Annotated in this window: 17 protein-coding genes; 8 read left to right on the top strand and 9 right to left on the bottom strand. The window is 66.7% G+C overall.

Annotated elements, in window-relative coordinates; translation table 11 throughout:
• Positions 1–22: 22 nt before the first annotated feature.
• On the bottom strand, positions 23–790 hold the full coding sequence (locus ASC93_RS03630) for a TOBE domain-containing protein (protein WP_056437557.1): 768 nt from the start codon (positions 788–790) through the stop codon (positions 23–25).
• Between the two features lie 160 nt (positions 791–950).
• Between ASC93_RS03630 and modA the strand changes: the two genes are divergently transcribed.
• Genes modA through modC form a run of 3 tightly spaced genes read left to right on the top strand, consistent with a single transcriptional unit; the run spans position 951 to position 3,450 of the window.
• On the top strand, positions 951–1,691 hold the full coding sequence (gene modA, locus ASC93_RS03625; protein WP_056437217.1) for a molybdate ABC transporter substrate-binding protein: 741 nt from the start codon (positions 951–953) through the stop codon (positions 1,689–1,691).
• Positions 1,688–2,371, top strand: a complete 684-nt coding sequence (gene modB / locus ASC93_RS03620; RefSeq protein WP_056437214.1) for a molybdate ABC transporter permease subunit — start codon at positions 1,688–1,690, stop codon at positions 2,369–2,371. Before modA ends, modB begins: the two co-directional genes overlap by 4 nt.
• On the top strand, positions 2,371–3,450 hold the full coding sequence (modC, locus tag ASC93_RS03615; RefSeq protein ID WP_056437211.1) for a molybdenum ABC transporter ATP-binding protein: 1,080 nt from the start codon (positions 2,371–2,373) through the stop codon (positions 3,448–3,450). Before modB ends, modC begins: the two co-directional genes overlap by 1 nt.
• 83 nt (positions 3,451–3,533) lie before the next feature.
• Here the strand turns inward: modC and ASC93_RS03610 are convergent, their stop codons facing one another.
• Both ASC93_RS03610 and ASC93_RS03605 read right to left on the bottom strand, forming a co-directional pair.
• Complete coding sequence (locus ASC93_RS03610) at positions 3,534–4,181, bottom strand: beta/gamma crystallin family protein (protein WP_082547745.1); 648 nt, start codon at positions 4,179–4,181, stop codon at positions 3,534–3,536.
• A gap of 94 nt (positions 4,182–4,275) precedes the next feature.
• On the bottom strand, positions 4,276–4,638 hold the full coding sequence (locus tag ASC93_RS03605) for a MerR family transcriptional regulator (protein WP_056437207.1): 363 nt from the start codon (positions 4,636–4,638) through the stop codon (positions 4,276–4,278).
• 81 nt (positions 4,639–4,719) lie between these two features.
• On the opposite strand from ASC93_RS03605, the gene ASC93_RS03600 reads away from it, so the two are divergent.
• Positions 4,720–5,190, top strand: coding sequence for a hypothetical protein (locus ASC93_RS03600; protein WP_056437204.1), 471 nt, complete (start codon positions 4,720–4,722; stop codon positions 5,188–5,190).
• On the opposite strand, the gene ASC93_RS03595 is transcribed toward ASC93_RS03600, so the two are convergent.
• The gene (locus tag ASC93_RS03595) at positions 5,112–6,008 is read right to left on the bottom strand and encodes a LysR family transcriptional regulator ArgP (RefSeq protein ID WP_056437200.1); all 897 of its coding nucleotides are present in this window, start codon (positions 6,006–6,008) and stop codon (positions 5,112–5,114) included. The genes ASC93_RS03600 and ASC93_RS03595 overlap by 79 nt on opposite strands.
• 101 nt (positions 6,009–6,109) lie before the next feature.
• Between ASC93_RS03595 and ASC93_RS03590 the strand changes: the two genes are divergently transcribed.
• Positions 6,110–6,727 (top strand): LysE/ArgO family amino acid transporter, encoded by a 618-nt coding sequence (locus ASC93_RS03590; protein ID WP_056437195.1) that lies wholly within the window; start codon positions 6,110–6,112, stop codon positions 6,725–6,727.
• Here the strand turns inward: ASC93_RS03590 and ASC93_RS03585 are convergent.
• Positions 6,724–7,740, bottom strand: coding sequence for an XdhC family protein (locus ASC93_RS03585; RefSeq protein ID WP_056437192.1), 1,017 nt, complete (start codon positions 7,738–7,740; stop codon positions 6,724–6,726). The two genes, ASC93_RS03590 and ASC93_RS03585, sit on opposite strands and share 4 nt — an antisense overlap.
• Positions 7,741–7,951: 211 nt before the next feature.
• Between ASC93_RS03585 and ASC93_RS03580 the strand changes: the two genes are divergently transcribed.
• Positions 7,952–9,013: a nitronate monooxygenase family protein gene (locus ASC93_RS03580; protein WP_056437189.1), complete on the top strand. Its 1,062-nt coding sequence runs from the start codon at positions 7,952–7,954 to the stop codon at positions 9,011–9,013.
• 16 nt (positions 9,014–9,029) lie between these two features.
• Here the strand turns inward: ASC93_RS03580 and ASC93_RS03575 are convergent, their stop codons facing one another.
• On the bottom strand, positions 9,030–9,461 hold the full coding sequence (locus tag ASC93_RS03575; protein ID WP_056437186.1) for a hypothetical protein: 432 nt from the start codon (positions 9,459–9,461) through the stop codon (positions 9,030–9,032).
• A 70-nt stretch (positions 9,462–9,531) separates the two neighbouring features.
• Between ASC93_RS03575 and ASC93_RS03570 the strand changes: the two genes are divergently transcribed.
• Positions 9,532–10,311 carry a glutaminyl-peptide cyclotransferase gene (locus tag ASC93_RS03570; protein ID WP_056437182.1) on the top strand — a complete coding sequence of 260 codons (780 nt, stop codon included), beginning with the start codon at positions 9,532–9,534 and terminating at the stop codon, positions 10,309–10,311.
• Between the two features lie 3 nt (positions 10,312–10,314).
• Here the strand turns inward: ASC93_RS03570 and ASC93_RS03565 are convergent, their stop codons facing one another.
• The 3 genes from ASC93_RS03565 to ASC93_RS03555 form a co-directional block, all read right to left on the bottom strand.
• Positions 10,315–11,331 carry an NAD(P)-dependent alcohol dehydrogenase gene (locus ASC93_RS03565; protein ID WP_056437178.1) on the bottom strand — a complete coding sequence of 339 codons (1,017 nt, stop codon included), beginning with the start codon at positions 11,329–11,331 and terminating at the stop codon, positions 10,315–10,317.
• 114 nt (positions 11,332–11,445) lie between these two features.
• A complete protein-coding gene (locus tag ASC93_RS03560) occupies positions 11,446–13,224 on the bottom strand; it encodes a DUF885 domain-containing protein (RefSeq protein WP_082547744.1) in 1,779 nt (592 codons plus the stop codon).
• A gap of 152 nt (positions 13,225–13,376) precedes the next feature.
• Complete coding sequence (locus ASC93_RS03555; protein ID WP_056437175.1) at positions 13,377–14,021, bottom strand: glutathione S-transferase family protein; 645 nt, start codon at positions 14,019–14,021, stop codon at positions 13,377–13,379.
• Between the two features lie 305 nt (positions 14,022–14,326).
• Between ASC93_RS03555 and ASC93_RS03550 the strand changes: the two genes are divergently transcribed.
• A complete protein-coding gene (locus ASC93_RS03550; RefSeq protein ID WP_056437172.1) occupies positions 14,327–17,077 on the top strand; it encodes a type VI secretion system Vgr family protein in 2,751 nt (916 codons plus the stop codon).
• Positions 17,078–17,093 lie beyond the last annotated feature (16 nt).

Raw genomic sequence — 17,093 nt, 5'->3', positions numbered from 1 at the left:
TTCGAGAAATATGCTAGCGCGGCTACGCCGGCACGCCGACGATCACGCTGGACGCCTTGAACATCGCCGTGGCCGTGCCCCCTTCGGCCAGTCCGAGCGCCCGCGCGCTCTCGTTGGTGATGATGGCGGCGATGCTGCCGCCGCCCGCCAGGTCGATGACGACCTCCGCGTTGACGGCGCCCGGGATCAGGCGCGCGACCGTGCCTTCGAGCCGGTTGCGGGCCGAGAAACGGGCGCCTTCGGCTTCCGTCACGAGGATGATCGACGCCGCATTGACCAGGGCGAACGCCTCGGCGCCGACGGCGAGGCCGAGGCTTGCCGTGCTTTCGTGGGTGACGATGGCAATGATCCTGTGGCCGCCGGCGATGTCGATTTCGATCTCGTCGTTGACGGCGCCGGCCTGGACCCGCGACACCTTGCCGAAGAACTGGTTGCGGGCGCTCGTTTTCATGTTCAGTCTGCCGATCAGGTTGAAGTCCGCGGCCAGGTTGCCGGCCTGCCGGTTGAGTTGTTCGACGAATTGCTGGTGGATCTGTTCGATCGCGCGAAAGTTCCTGACCAGTTGTGCGCCGCGCGCCGTCAGCCGCGTGCCGCCGCCGCCCTTGCCGCCGGCCACGCGTTCCACCAGGGTCTCGCCGGCCAGGTTGTTCATCGCGTCGATCGCGTCCCAGGCACCCTTGTAGCTGACGCCGAGGGCTTTCGCGGCCTGGCTGATCGATCCCGTTGCGGCGATCGCGGCCAGCAGTTCGACCCGCCCCGGACCGCCGAATTTCTCGTCGCCCACCGTCATCCAGACGGACCCCTGCAGCGCGAAGCTGGTGCTGTCGCTTCCCACGATTTCTCCTGTCTGGCTCGAGAACTATAAGCAATGCGTTACAGGCGTTATCGCCCACAACGTATTTTGATTCGTTATATACTCTACTACATAACGCGAACGACAGGAGTCGAACATGAAGCATCTTGCCGGCCTGCTGGCCCTGATGGCATGGGGCACCGCCCGGGCGGATGACGTGCAGGTGGCCGTGGCCGCCAATTTCACGGCGCCCATGCAGAAGATCGCGACGGCATTCGAAAAAGACACCGGCCACAAGGCCGTGCTGGCCTTCGGCGCCACCGGCAAGTTCTACGCCCAGATCGTCAACGGCGCGCCGTTCGAGGTGCTGCTGGCGGCCGACGACGCCACCCCGGCGAAACTGGAAGCGGAGCACCGCACCGTGCCCGGCACCCGGTTTACCTATGCAACGGGCAAGCTGGTACTGTGGTCCGCGCAGGATGGCTATGTCGATCAGCAGGGCCAGGTCCTGCAGACCGGACACTATGCCCACCTGGCGATCGCAAACCCCAGGACCGCCCCGTACGGCGCCGCCGCCGTCGAGACCTTGACCAGGCTGAACCTGTACGACCGCGTGCAGGGCAAGCTCGTGCAAGGCGAAAACATCGTCCAGGCTCACCAGTTCGTCAGCACGGGCAATGCGCCGCTGGGCTTCGTCGCGCTGTCGCAGGTCTATCGCGACGGCAGATTCACGTCGGGCTCGGGCTGGATCGTGCCGGCGAACCTGCATGCGCCGATCCGCCAGGATGCCGTCATCCTCGCCAGGGGCGCCGCCAATCCGGCCGCCAGGGCGCTGGAAGACTACCTGAAATCGAACAAGGCCAGGGACATCATCCGTTCATACGGCTACGCACTGTGACGCTCGACGCCGGCGACCTCTCCGCCATCCGGCTGACGCTGGCATTGGCGACGGTCGTGACCCTGCTGCTGCTGGCGTTCGGCACGCCGATCGCCTGGTGGCTCGCGCGCACGCGTTCGCGCCTGCGCCACGCGGTCGGGGCCGTCGTCGCCCTGCCCCTCGTGCTGCCGCCCACCGTGATCGGCTTTTATCTGCTGCTGGTGCTGGGACCGAACGGCCCCGTCGGCAAGCTCACGGAGGCGCTCGGCATCGGCCTGTTGCCGTTCTCGTTCGGCGGCCTCGTACTGGCTTCCGTGTGCTATTCGCTGCCCTTCGTCGTGCAGCCGCTGCAGAATGCGTTCGAGGCGATCGGCCCGCGGCCGCTGGAAGTGGCGGCCACGCTGCGCGCCAGTCCGTGGGACACATTCTGGTCGGTGGCGGTGCCGCTGGCCCGGCCCGGCTTCCTGTCCGGCGCCGTGCTCGGCTTTGCGCACACGGTGGGCGAATTCGGCGTCGTGCTCATGATCGGCGGGAATATCCCGGACCGGACGCGCGTCGTCTCCGTGCGCATCTACGACCACGTCGAGGCGCTCGAATACGCGCAGGCGCACTGGCTGGCTGGCGGCATGCTGGCCTTCAGTTTCAGCGTGCTGCTGGCGCTGTACACCTTGTATCCGCAAGCGATGAAAGGACGGCGTTGATGGGCAACGGACTCCATCTGCGCCTGCGCATGGAGCGCGGCGCCTTCCGGCTGGACGTCGATCTGACCCTGCCCCAGCGCGGCATCAGCGCCCTGTTCGGCCATTCCGGCTCGGGCAAGACGACGATCCTGCGCGCCATCGCCGGCCTGGAGCGCGCGCCCGGCGGTTACGTCGCGCTCGGCGGCGACGTCTGGCAGGACGATGCGCGCGGCGTGTTCGTCCCCGTGCACCGGCGCGCCCTCGGCTATGTGTTCCAGGAAGCGAGCCTGTTTCCGCACCTGTCCGTGCGCGCCAACCTGGAGTTCGGCCGCAAGCGGGTGCCGGCGCAGGAACGCCGGTTCGCGCTGGCGCCGGTGGCGGACCTGCTGGGGATCGGCGGCCTGCTCGAACGGCGGCCGGACGGCCTGTCGGGCGGCGAGCGCCAGCGCGTGGCGATCGCGCGCGCCCTGCTCGCGTCGCCGCGCCTGCTGCTGATGGACGAACCGCTGGCCGCGCTCGACCTGCGCCGCAAGCTGGAAATCCTGCCCTATCTGGAACGCCTGCACGAGGAGCTGGCGGTCCCGATCGTCTACGTCAGCCACGCCCCGGACGAAGTCGCGCGGCTGGCCGATCATCTGGTGCTGCTGGAGGACGGCCGGGCCGTGGCCAGCGGGCCGTTGACGGAGACGCTGGCGCGCGTGGACCTGCCGCCCAGCTTTGCCGACGATGCCGGCGTCGTGCTGGACACGATGCTGGCCGGCCACGAGGAAGACGATTTATCGCGCCTGGAATTCGCCGGCGGCGCGCTGTGCGTGGGCCGGCGCCGCGAAGCCCTCGGCACGCACCTGCGCTGCCGCATCCACGCGCGCGACGTCAGCCTGGCGCTCGCGTGCCCGCAAGGCTCCAGCATCGTCAACCGCCTGCCGGCCGTGGTGACGGCGGTCGCCGCCACCGACACGCCGGGCCACGTGCTCGTGCAGCTGCGGATGGGGCAGTCTCCGCTGCTGGCCCGGATCACCGAACGCTCGCGCCGCGAACTGGGCATCGCGCCCGGCCTGCAATTGTGGGCCCAGATCAAGGGCGTGGCGCTGCTTAACTAAACCTGCATCAAACCGGGGTCAGAGCCCGATTTCAGGCAATTGCCTAAATTCGGGCTCTGACCCCGGTTGGATTGATGTCGGTGTCAGCGCACCCGGCGCATCGACGAGATGCGATTGTTCATGCGGTCGAGCATGTCGTAGCGGCCCGGGCCCAGGACGATGCACTCGCCGCGGAAGTCGGCGTGTTCGCAGAATTCCCAGCGGCCTTCGCGAATGATGATCGACGTGGCGCGATCGTTGAAGCCGACGTCGTTCAGCGCGCGCACATCCTGCGACAGTTCGACTTGCTGGCCTTCGAAGCGCGGGCCGGCGAACATCACGACGTCGGGACCACCGCGGTCGCCACTACGTGGGCCGTCGCGATCGTGGTCACGGTCGTGATCGTGATCGCGGTCGCGCCAGCGGCCACGGCCGCCGCGGTCGTCGCGGTCGACCTGGCGGGCCGACGAGACGGCATCGTTGAAACCCGGCAGCTCGCGGTATTCGCCCGGCCCGAACTCGGCGCAGCGGCCGCCGAAGTTGGCGTGCTCGCACAGCAGCCACCTGCCGGAGGTGACGACGGCGCTCGACGCGCGGTCGTTGAAACCGAAGTCGGCCAGGTTGGGGGCGTCGCGGTCGATGGTGACGCGGTTGCCGTGGAAATTACTGTCCGAGAACAGGGTCAGGTCGCCGGCGACAGCGGCGTGCGTGAAGGTGGCCAGCGCGGCGGCGGCGGCAAGCAGGCGTTTCATGATATCTCCGTGGGTGGTCGTGCGCCTTCCAGCGGCGCCTGTGCTGTTAACGCGGCGTCGGCGCGGGTGGCTGACAGTTTCCTGTAACAAATCTTTACGCGGCCAGCACCGGGCAGCCGAACCCCGGCTGCGCCAGTTCGCGCGCCAGGCTGGCGCGCAGGGCGGACAGGCCCGCGATGCGCGCGTCGATGTCGTCCAGCTTGCGCAGCAACGCGTCGCGCAACTGCGGTGCGGCGGCGGCGGGATCGTCCAGCAGGGGCAGGCCGGTCTCGATCTCGGCCAGGGTAAAACCGAGCGCCTGGGCGGCGCGCAGGTAGCACAGCCATTGCACGGCCTCGGGCGGATAGTCGCGGTAGCCGTTGGCCAGCCGGCGCGACAGCAGCAATCCGCGCTTCTCGTAAAAGCGCAGGGTGTCCCGGCTGAGGCTTGTTGCGGCGGCGAGTTCTCCGATCTGCATGGCGGTCGTTCGACGAAAGGCTTGACCTTGGAGTGTACTCCAGGGTTCATGATGCCGAAACCTTTACGCCAGGAGATTTCCATGCATACCATGAGCCGATCCGCCTTTCTCACCGCCGTGCGGGCCAGCGCCGCCTATGACCTGCTGCTGACGGCGCCGTTCGCCACGCCGTGGACGTTCGCCTTCCTGCACGCCCGGCTGTCGGCCGTGAACCGGAGTCTCGGCGGCCATGCATTGCCCGATTTCGGCCCGTTCCACGTGCTGTTCGCCTGCCTGATGGGCAGCATCGTGCTCGTGTGGTCCGTGCTGCGCCTGCGCGCGGCGAGCGTCCTGCTCGGCCGCTACGACGGCGTGGGCCGCTTCCTGTTCTCGTTCTGGATGGCGTGGACGCTGGCGGCCACCGGCGCGCCGTTGTTATGGCTGTTCCTCGTGCCGGAATTCTGCTGGGGCGTCATCCAGTGGCTGCCGGTCGCTCAGGCCGGCGCCGGTAACAGCACCGCGCGCGCACCCTTCACCAGCGCCGCGCCCATGCGCTCCAGCCGCGGCGGCTGAATGCGCCAGGCGTGCCAGTACAGCGACACGTCCACGTGCAGGTGCGGCGTCAGGTCGACGAGGACGCCGCCGGCCAGCATGTCCGCACACTGTTCCAGCGGCAGCAGGCCGTAGCCGAGACCCAGGCGGATCGCCTGCACGTACGGATCGCTGGACGGCACATAGTGAAACGGGTACGCGCCTTCCGGCAGGCCGAAGTGCTGCAGCAGGAAGGCCGTCTGCAGCCGGTCGTTGCGGTCGAACACCATCACCGGCGCGCGCCGCGCGGCCTCTCTCGTGATCCCGCCGGGGAACCAGCGCGCGGCGAAGCGCGGCGCCGCCACCATTCGGTAGCGCATCACGCCCAGCGGACTCACGGTGCAGCCGCGCATCGGTTCCGTCTCGCCCGACACGCAGGCGAGGGCGAGCCCCTGTTCCAGCAGCGCGAACGTGTGTCTCTGATCGCCCGTGACGAATTCCACCAGCAGCCCTTCGTCGATCAGCACCGGCGCCAGCACCGGCAGCAGCCACGTCGCCAGCGTGTCGTTGTTGACGGCCAGCGCGACGCGCACCGGGCCCGGATCGCTCTGCTGCTCGGCGAAGAACTCGTCTTCCAGCAGCGCGCGGCGGCGCAGGAATTGCAGCAGGCGCATGCCGGGCGCCGTCGGCCGGCAGGGCCGGGCGCGCACGAGCAGCGGCGTGCCCAGGTCGTGCTCCAGCGCGGCGATGCGCTGCGAGATGGCGGACGGCGTCACGTTCAGCAGGGCGGCTGCCTGCTCCAGGCTGCCGCTGTCGACGGCGGCGACGAACGCCTCGCTGCGGCGCGGATCGATTTTCATCTTGGATTAGCCTGACTTAATGAACCTTAGATTTCATTAATATAATTGATGAAGACGCGTCCGGGACGCATGCTGCTCCGCAATATCGATGAGGAGCCAACATGTTTTCACAACCGGTCTTTTTACAAGGCCTCGGCATGGGCGCCAGCCTGATCATGCCGATCGGCGCCCAGAACGCCCACGTGATCCGCACCGGGGTCGCGGGCCGCCACGTCGTCCTGACGGTCGCCACGTGCATCCTGATCGACGTCGCCCTGATCGCACTGGGCATGTCCGGTTTCGGCGCATTGATCGAACGTTCGCCGGCGCTGCTGCTGGCGGCCCGCTGGGGCGGCGCGGCGTTCCTGCTGTGGTACGGCGTGCGCTGTCTGTCGAGCTGCTGGCGCGGGGCGGCGGCGCCGGGCGCGGCCAACGGCGGGCAGGCCGCGGCAACCGCTTCGCGCGCGCTGGGCATCGTGCTCGCGATGTCGCTGCTGAATCCGCACGTCTACCTGGATACCGTCGTGCTGCTGGGCGCCGTCGGCAGCAGCCTCGCCGCCGGCCACCGCGCATCGTTCGCGGCCGGCGCGATGACGGCGTCGCTGCTGTGGTTTTCGGTGCTGGGCCTGGGCGCGCGCCGCTGCGCGTTCGTGCTGGCGCGTCCGGCCGTCTGGCGCGCCGTCGAAGCTTTTACGGGCGCGACGATGCTCGTGCTGGCCGTCCTGCTGCTGAATAGCTAGGCAGCCAGCGGATCGGCCGGCAGGTCGCGGGCCAGCGCCTTGCCGTGTTCGACGGTCATCTGCACCGGCAGCGGCACGCCGTTTTTCACGGCCGTCAGCTCGGCGAGGATGGAGACGGCGATCTCGTACGGTGTCTTGCTGCCGATGTACAGGCCGATGGGGCCGTGCAGCTTCGCGATCTGGTCCTCGGTGAGGTCGAATTCGCGCAGGCGCTCGCGCCGCCGCGCATTGTTGGCGCGCGAACCGATGGCGCCGACGTAGAACGCGTCCGTTTTCAGCGCTTCCATCAGGGCGAGATCGTCCAGTTTCGGGTCGTGGGTGAGGGCGATGACGGCACTGCGGCTGTCCAGCTTCATGTCCAGCACGACGTCGTCCGGCATCGTGTGCACGACGTCGACACCCGGCAGGTTCCAGCTGGCGCGGTATTCTTCGCGCGGATCGCACACGGTCACCTGGTATTCCAGGCCGACGGCGATCTGCGCCAGGAATTGCGACAGCTGGCCGGCGCCGATGATCAGCATGCGCAGGCGCGGACCGTGGATCGTCACGAGCGTGTCGCCGTCCATCCGCAGTTGCTGGTCCGCTTCGCCCTGCGCCAGTGCGACCGCGCCGGTTTTCAGGTCGAGCGTGCGCCGGGTCAGCACGCGGCGCTGGGCGAGAGCCAGGAGTTCGTCCATGCGGCTGTGCGGCCCGAGCGGCTCGACGACGAGCTGGATCGTGCCGCCGCAGGGCAGGCCGAAGCGGTGCGCCTCGTCGGCCGAGATGCCGTAGGTGATGGCTTCCGGCGCGGTGCGCACGATGCCCTGTTCGCGCACGGCGGCGATCAGGTCGTCCTCGATGCACCCGCCCGAGACCGAGCCGACGACCACGCCGTCGGCGCGGATCGCCATCGTCGCGCCTTCCGGCCGCGGGCTCGATCCCCACGTCCGCACGACGGTCACGTACTCGCAGCGCCAGCCGGCGCGCAGCCACTGGTCGCAGGCGTGCAGCACTTCGAGGTCGATACTGTCCATTGCCATCCTTTTTGTTGCCAAACGAAAATTCAAAAGCTCGCGCGCCGCGGGCACCGGGAATCCTAACGCAAAAACGCCGGCGAGGCTCGTCCATGCGCCGGACGAAAACGGTTTATATCGTTTGGCGCCCGCGCCCTCGTGCCCCCGCACCGCACGCCTGCGCGCCGGCGGCGTTATACTCGTCGGATCACGAACCAGTTTGGAGCCCACCATGAAACCAGACTTGCTGTCCCTGCTGCGCATCGACGTGCCCATCATCCAGGCCCCGATGGCCGGCGTCTCGACGGCGGCGCTGGCCGCGGCCGTGTCCGGGGCGGGCGCGCTCGGCTCGATCTCGGTCGGTGCCGGCAACGCCGAGCAGGGCCGCGCCGCCATCGCCGACGTGCGCCGCCTGACCGACCGGCCGTTCAACGTCAACGTGTTCTGCCACCGTCCCGCGCAGGCCGACGCCGCGCGCGAAGCGGCCTGGCTCGATTATCTGTCTCCGCACTTCGCCGCCAACGGCGCCCGGCCGCCGGCCGGCCTGCGCGAAATCTATACGAGCTTCGTCGACGACGATCCCATGCTCGACGTGCTGCTGGAAGCGCGGCCGGCCGTCGTCAGTTTTCACTTCGGCCTGCCGGACGCGCGCCGCATCCAGGCGCTGAAGGATGCCGGCATCGTGCTGCTGGCCAGCGCGACGTCGGTGGACGAAGCGCGCCAGGTGGAGGCGGCCGGCATCGACGTCGTCGTCGCCCAGGGCTACGAGGCCGGCGGCCACCGCGGCCTGTTCGATCCGCAGCGCGGCGACCCGGCCATCGGCACGTTCGCCCTGACGGCGCTGGTGGCGAACGCCGTGCGCATCCCGGTGATCGCGGCGGGCGGCATCATGAACGGGAACGGCATCGCCGCCGCGCTGCGCCTGGGCGCCAGCGGCGCCCAGATGGGCACCGCGTTCATCCTGTGCCCGGAGTCGTCGGCGACAACGCATCACCGCGCGCTGATGCAGGCGGGGGAGGGCGTGATCACGACGGTGACGGACGTCGTGTCCGGCCGTCCCGCGCGCGGCCTGGTGAACCGTTTATTCAGCGAGATCGGCGCGCCCGGCCATCCGCCGCTGCCGGATTATCCGATCGCCTACGATGCCGTGAAGGCGCTGAACGCCGCGGCCACGAAGGCCGGCAACCAGGATTTCACGGTCAACTGGGCCGGCCAGGGATTTCCGCTGGCGCGCGCGTTGCCGGCGGCCGAGCTGGTGCGCCTGCTCGCCGCGGAGCTGGCGGCGGCGCGCTGACCGCGCCGAACGCGTTTTACGCGTCGGCGTAGGCCGCTTCGATGGCTTCCTTGCGCGGCGCCGGCGCGATGTGCACGATGAGCACCGCGTCGAGGGACAGGAACGGGTGCGCGGCGCGGTGCTTGGTGAACCAGAACACCTCGTCGAACTCTTCGTCCGCGGGATCGTGCGCGGCGGTCAGCACCTGCCGGTCGTCGGGCGCATCGTCGTAGTCGACGGCTTCCAGCGCCGCATCGTCGACGGCCTCGGTCCAGGCTCCGGCATCCTTGCCCCAGGCCTGCACGTAGCGCGCACCGGACGCGACGAGCCAGCGGGCGGCGTCCCACAGCCACATTTCCGCGACCTCTTCCTCGGCCAGCACGACGGCGAGGAAGGGCGGGCGCGCGCCCAGGTCGGGCAGGTCGGCGTCGGACGCCAGGTGCAGATAGGTGATGGTCTTTCTTTGCATGGCGCCAGCTTACCACCGGTCGCCGGACTGCGTTACCATCCTGCGTTACCATCCCCGATCGCGGAGTCCCATGAAAATCGTCGCTTCCCTCGCGCTTGCCGCCGCATCCATCGCATCCGCCGGCGCGGCTCACGCTGCCCTGCCCGTGTACGGCTTCTTCGTCAAGAACACCTATCCGCACGATCCGCAAGCGTTCACGCAAGGCCTGTTCTTCAAGGACGGCCACCTGTACGAGTCCACCGGCCAGAAGGGCCGCTCGTCGCTGCGCAAGGTCGACCTCAAAAGCGGCAAGGTCCTGCAAAAGAAAGACCTGGCGGACGAGTATTTCGGCGAGGGCTCGACGGCCGTCGGCGACACCATCGTGGGCCTGACCTGGCAGTCGAACGTCGGCTTCCTGTTCGACGCGAAGACGTTCGCATTGAAGGGCCGCTTCAACTACAAGGGCGAGGGCTGGGGCCTGGCCAGCGACGCGCACCATGTCTACATGAGCGACGGCACGGCCGAGATCCGCGTCCTCGATCCGAAAACGCTGGACGAGCAGCGCCGCATCCGCGTGACGGCCGAGGGCAAGCCGATCACCCGGCTCAACGAACTCGAGGTCGTCGACGGCCAGATCTTTGCCAACGTGTGGGGCACGGACGTCATTGCGCGCATCGACCCGGACAGCGGCAACGTCGTCGGCTGGATCGACTGTACCGGCCTGCTGCCGCCCGACCAGCGCGGGACGACGAATCCGGACGCCGTGTTGAACGGCATCGCCTACGAGCCGAAGCAGCATCGCCTGTACGTGACGGGCAAGCTGTGGCCGAAGCTGTTCGAGATCGATCTGGTGCCGATCCAGCGGCCTTGACGCTCACGCCACTGCGATCACGACCTTCCCGAAATGCGATCCCGACGCCATGTGGCGGTAGGCCTCGCGCGCCCGGTCGAACGTGAACACGCGGTCGACGACGGGCTGCAGCCCGGTCGCGTCGGCAAAGCGCACGACCTTTTCCAGCATCGCGCGGCTGCCCACGAAGATGCCCACGAGCCGCTTGGCCCCGGCCAGCAGGGTCGCCGGGTTGACGTCTCCGCCGGCGCCGCTGACGCCGCCGATGATGGCGATGCTGCCGCCCATCGCGGCGGACGCGATCGAGCGGTTGACGGTGCCCTGGCCGCCCACTTCCAGCACCACCTGCGCCCCCGCGCCGCCGGTCGCGCGCAGCACCTCTTCCTGCCATTCCGGCGTCGCGCGGTAGTTGATGAGATGGCGCGCGCCGAGCGCCTGCGCGCGCTGCAGCTTGGCGTCGCTGGACGAGGTGACGATCGTGTTCAGCCCCGCCGCATGGGCCAGCTGCAGGCCGAGGATGCTGACGCCGCCCGTCCCCAGCAGCAGCACGGTGTCGCCGGGACGGACGTCGTTGCCGGATTCGAAGATGGCGTTCCACGCCGTCACGCCGGCGCAGGGCAGCGTGGCCGCGTCGACGAAAGGCATTCCGGCCGGTATCTTGACCAGGGCATCCTCGTCCAGCACGACTTCCTCGGCCAGCATGCCGTCGATGTCGCCGCCGAGCGCGTGGCGGATTTTATCGGGGCCGGTCGGACCGTCGTGCCAGTGCGGGAAGAACGAGGCCGCGACGCGGTCGCCGGGCTGCACGCGCGTGACGCCGTGGCCGGTCGCGACGACTTCGCCGGCGCCGTCCGAGCAGGGGATGATGGGATCGTCGACGGTGACGAGGTAGTCGCCCCTGGCGACCATCAGGTCGCGGTAGTTCAGCGCGACGGCGTGCACGCGGATGCGCACTTCGCCATTGCCCAGTTCACGGTGGGGAAAATCCACGCACCGCAGCCCGTCGATGCCATCGCCGGGTAAGATCTGGTAAGCCCGCATCGCTGTCCTCCATCGGTTGACCGGCCGTCCGCGCGGGACGGGACGATATTGTCGCCGCAACGCGCGGTCCGGCGGCGCACGGTCCGCGTGGGGTCTTCCGGTCCGGACGCCGCGTTATTTCGCGGCGACCCTGCCCAGCTGCGCCGGAATGAAATCGTCCAGCACGGCCTGTTTCATCAGCGCCGGTGGCAGGATGCCCTGGGCGATGATGAAATCGTTGAAGGCCTTCAGGCTGAAACGGTCGCCCAGCGCGATCTCGGCCTGCGTCTTCAGCGCGCGCAGTTTTACGTAGCCGTAGTAATACGCGGTCGCCTGGCCCGGCATGCGGTACGCGTAGCGGTCGACTTCCGATTGCGCGAACGGTTCGGACAGCACGACTTCGCGCATCAGGAAGCTTTTCGCCTGCGCGGGCGTCATGCGTCCCAGGTTGATCTGCGGGTCGAGCAGGGCGCGCGCCATGCGCAGCAGGCGCGCCTGCAGCGACACGAGCTGGCCTTCCGGCGGCATGTACGGCAGGATCATCGCTTCCGAATACAGGCCCCAGCCTTCGACGTTGGTGCTGTTGAAGGCGAAGCGGGCGCGCGCCACCGACATGCCTTGCTCCACCATCGACGCGAATTGCAGCTCGTGGCCCGGGCGGGCCTCGTGCGCGGTCAGGGTCCAGGCCATGGCGGAGAAGTCGAAGTCGTCCATCTTGGCCTTCGACTTCGCGTTCGGGTTCGACAGCGGAATCACGAACTCGCCGTATTCTCCCGTGTTGCCGATCATGCGTGGCGGGTTCATGAACGGCGCCGGAGTCTGCGCCGCTTCGGCCGGCGTGGCCGTGCGGATGCTCGCTTCGCGCGTGGGCAGCGTGACGAGGTCGTGGGCCCGCACCATGCCTTCGATGTCCTTCAGACGCTCGCGGTAGTAGGGCAGCAGCTGGTCGGGCGCGATCGACGATTTTTTCAGTTCGCGGATCACGTCGCGGTAGTCGGACGACGGCAGGTGGTTGCGCGCGGCGATGGTGCCCGCCACGACCTGCATCTCGTCGCGCACTTCCTGGAAGTCGAAGGCGGCGCGCTCGATCATCTGTTCCGGCGCGATGTCGACGCCGACGTTGGCGAGGCGGTTCACGTAGATCGCTTCCGGCAGGCGCACTTCCTTGCGCGTGCGCGGCAGGATGCGGTTGCGCACCCAGTCGTCGTAGTCCTTGACCTGCGCCTTCAACGCCGCGAAGTCGCTTTCCCAGCCCGTGATGTTCGCTTTCCTGAACATCGCTTCGATGCCGTCCATATAGGTCTGGTTGTTGTTCAGGCCTTCCTCGACTTCGTTCACGTACGGGCCGATCAGCGCCTTGTTCGCCAGGCGTTCCTCGCCGCGGGCGCGCACGATCGTCGCGATCGGGGCATATCCCGCTTCCTTGCCGGCATAGCGCTTCAGGCGGACCAATGCCAGCTTCTGGCGCTCGGGCTTGTTGCGCGGGTCGAGCAGGGCGCGCAGGCCGCCGTACACCAGCTCGCCCACGTTGGTGTAATCGAGCAGGTACTGGTGCTCCAGCTTCATGGTGGCGATGATCTTTTCGCGCGAGTCGATCAGGATGTCGAGGTCCTGGCGCACCTTGACGTCGTTCTCTTGCGCGCGCTCGCGGCGGAGTACGGCCAGGCGTTTTTCGGTGTCGTCCAGCGCGCGCTCGTAGACGCGCGGCTTGAAGTCGGCGACCTGGGTGTCGACGCTTTCGTCGCCCAGCGCGGTGGATTCCTCGGGCTGGTATTTACCGGTGTCCTTCAATACCGGCTGCGTAAGGGCGTCGCTGCGCGCGACCCAGGCGGGTGCGGCGGGTGCGGCGTGCGCTGCGGCGCCGAAAGCGAACAGCAGGGCGAGACCGAGTGGTGTGCGGCCGATGCGAGGCATGGTGAACCTTTCCTGGTTGGCGAAGCAAGGATTCTAAATCGGCTTGGCCACCATGAACCAGAAAATGAAGACGAATGCGATGAAGGCCGGCACGCCCGGTCCGGCCCAGGTGAAGAAGTCGCGCCGTAAGGGCGCACGGGGGGCGCGTGGCGTCAGGGATGGGGCGCGTTGACGGCCAGCTGCGCCTCGAACGCGCGCTGGTAGGCGGGCCGCGCCTCACCGCGCGCGACGTAGGTTGCCAGGACCGGGAACTCGTCCAGGATGCCGGACGGCCGCAGCCGGAGGAGCACCGACACCATCATGAGGTCGCCCGCGCTGAAGGCGCCGTCGAGCCAGTCGGCATCGCCCAGGCGCGCCGACAGCTGTTTCATGCGGTCGCGGACACGCTCCTCGACGAGCGGAAGGCGTTCCTTGGTCCAGGGCTTGTCGCCCTCGAAGATGCGGGCCGTGACGAGTTCCAGGATGGGCGGTTCCACCGTGTTGACGGCGGCGAACATCCACGTGACCGCGCGCGCCCGGGCGTGGTCGTCGGCCGGCAGCAGGTTGCCGTGGTGCTGGGCAATATGAAAGACGATCGCGCCCGTCTCGAACAGCACGAGACCGTCTTCTTCATAGGTCGGAATCTGGCCGAACGGGTGCAGGGCCAGGTGCGCGGGTTCCTTCATCGCGCGGAACGACACGAGGCGGACGTCGTACGGCAGCCCTGCTTCCTCCAGCGCCCAGCGCACGCGCGTGTCGCGCGCGAGGCCGCGGCCGCCGTCCGGTGAACGTTCGAATGCGGTGATCGTGATGGTCATGTTTGCCTAGCCAGAAGAGTGGCGACGTATCGCGTCGGGCCAAAGAATATCTTTACCTCGATACTAGCATTGGACGCTTCGTTGCGCAGCTCGCCACGTCGGCTTCCCGCTCGAACACGCTGCGGAAGCTTGGCGGTAATGTCCGGAATCCGAGGTTACCTCAATCGCCACTGATGCTAGCCGGAATTTGATTAACGTCATATTTCGCCACGCTCCCGTCCGTACCATCGATCAATGCACGCCTGATTTGCTGGTGATTGCGACTTCCGAATTGTCGAAGCGGGTTTTCCGGATAGGAGGTTAGATTGGATCTCAGGGTTTCGACAGAGACTTTCAATGGCTGGTCCGGCACAGGACGCCCCATCCGTTTGCGGCTGTCGCATGCGAAGCACGTGTTAGACAACGTTTTGATGATCAAGCGCGTTACTGGAACCGAAACGATGTGTGGTGGCGTGGATTATCGGCTTCTCTGCGTTTCGACGCACGCCGATCTCCAGTTGAAGGAATTCATCGCCTTGCCTGCTGAAATCCAGTTCGTGACGGACCGCGGCGATTTACATGCCGTCTGCGGCATTGTGGCGCAAGCCGCCGCCGGCCAGAGCGATGGCGGGCTCGCCACGTACGAGCTGGTCATGCGCGATGCGTTGGCATTGATGGCGCACCGGATCAATACCCGGGTTTTCCGCAACATGAATGAACTGGAAATCACCGAAGTCATTCTGAATGAGTGGCGCCAGACCAATCCCGTGCTTGCCAAGGCATTCGACGTGGATTGGTCGCACGTTTCCGGGAGTTACCCGAAACGGGAATTCACGATGCAGCACAACGAATCCGATGCCGACTTTCTGCGCCGGCTATGGAAACGACGCGGCATCGCGTGGTTCATGCGCGCCGGGCAATCCAGCCAGCCGCGAGAGACCGGTGTCTCATCCCACTTCCTGGTGTTGTGCGACGACGCATATACGCTGCCGCAAAACGTCGCTGGTACTGTGCGTTATCACCGGGACGATGGGACGGAAGAGCGGGACACTATTACCGCCTGGAGTCCGGTACGAAGGCTCAAGCCGGGCAAGGCGACCCGTCACAGCTGGGATTGCATGCAGGGCCGTCCAATGACCAGCTATGCGTCGTCTTGCGTCGCTCAGGGCGGAACAGGTAATCGATTCGCAGCCGGTCTCGACGACTATCTTGTCGACGTGCCGCATGCGGGCGACAGCGACGGCGACTATCTGAAACTCGGCGACTTGCGCATGAAGCGCCATGAATACGAATCCAAGTGCTTTTACGGAGAAGGCAGTGTGCGCACTTTGTGTGTCGGTCAATGGATTGCCCTGAGCGGCCATTACGAGATTGACACGCATCCCGCGAAAGATCGGGAATTCGTTATTACAGGCCTCGAGGTCGACGCGGAGAACAATCTTCCGAAGACGATCGACGACCGGGTTCGGCGCTTGTTTGCGCTTAACCGTTGGGGCGACGGTCAGTCCAATAACGGTCTGCAGCAGGCCAGCGAGGAGCGCGCTACGCGTTATACCAACCGCTTTTCCTGCGTGCGGCGTGATATCCCGATTGTTCCAGCTTTCGATCCACGTACCGATCTGTCACGACCACAGTTGCAGAGCGCGATCGTGGTCGGGCCGCCCGGCGAAGAAATACATTGCGACGAATACGGGCGGGTCAAGGTGCGCTTCCCGGGCACCCGTGAAGAAGACCATGTCCATGCACATGGTGCCGGCGCAAGCAATAGTGACCGGGACTCCGCCTGGGTACGTGTCGCCAGCACGTGGGCCAGCAATGGCTGGGGGACGATTACGCTGCCTCGTGTGGGCGATGAAGTCCTCGTCGATTTCCTTGGCGGCGACCCGGACAAGCCAGTCATCGTAGCGCAGGTCTACGGCGGCGCGGCACCGCCGCCTTCATTCAGTCGCATTGGAGCGCTGCCTGGGAATAAGTACTTGGCCGGTATCAAAAGCAAGGAAGCGCAAGGAACTCGGTATAACCAGCTACGGTTGGATGACACGCCGGGGCAGATCAATGCCCAGTTGTCATCCCAACACGGCCATGCCGAATTGAATCTGGGCTGGCTCACCCATCCCCGCAGCGCGGGAAAAGGCGAGGCGCGGGGAGAGGGAGCAGAGCTGCGCAGTGACCATGCCGTCGCGATACGAGGCGCCCAAGGTGTGCTCATCAGTGCCGCTGCGCGGCAACGAGCAAGCGGCAAACAATTGGATCGTAGCGAGTTGACCGGTCTGGTCGAAGCGTTGCAAGGTGTGCTGCACCATGTGTCCGAATTGTCGGCAGCGCACCATGCCGACGGGACCGATGACAAGCAGCTCAAGCAACTGATTGGTTACCTGAACCAATGGGAAGGCGGCAGCAATACCGGAAACGGCAGCGCAGGCGACGGTGGCCAACCCGTGGTGGCGCTGTCCGCACCCGCAGGCTTGGCAATGACGAGCCAGGACAACGTTGCGATAGGCGCACAAACGCATATCGATGTGCTGAGTCTCGGTAATACTCAGCTTTCGGTCGGCAGGAAATTACTGGCACGTGTGTCGGAGAGTATCAGCCTGTTCGCCCATCGGCTCGGCATCAAACTCATTGCGGCCAGCGGCAAGGTCGAATTGCAGACCCATGGCGACGACATCGAACTTACTTCCTCAAAGCGCATCGTGCTGACGGCGTCCGAGGAAATCGTGCTGCAGGCGCCCAAGGTACGTGTCGTATCGCAAGGCGCTCAAGTGGATATTGGTGGCGGCACCATTACACAGCAAAGCAGTGGCGAACACACGATCAAATCGTCGACATTCGCGCATATCCGCCCGGGCGGCGGCAACCCCGCAGGCGTCGTGTCGCCGGCCAACGAAGAGGCGCACGACCAGCAAACCGTTCTGCGCTGGGTAGGCACCGACGAACCGATGAAGAACCAGCGTTATCGGATCACGACGGAAGACGGGCGCACGATCGAAGGAAGGACCGATGCGACCGGCCTGACCGAGCGTTTCAGCAGTGCCATTCCCTTCGGACGCTATACCGTTGAAGCACTCGACGACTGACAGGTGGATCAATACG

Source organism: Massilia sp. Root335 (genome assembly GCF_001425685.1).
Classification (GTDB): Bacteria; Pseudomonadota; Gammaproteobacteria; order Burkholderiales; family Burkholderiaceae_D; genus Telluria; species Telluria luteola.
The sequence above is the reverse complement of the archived record's forward strand: the minus strand, read 5'-3'. Positions and strand labels throughout refer to the sequence as shown.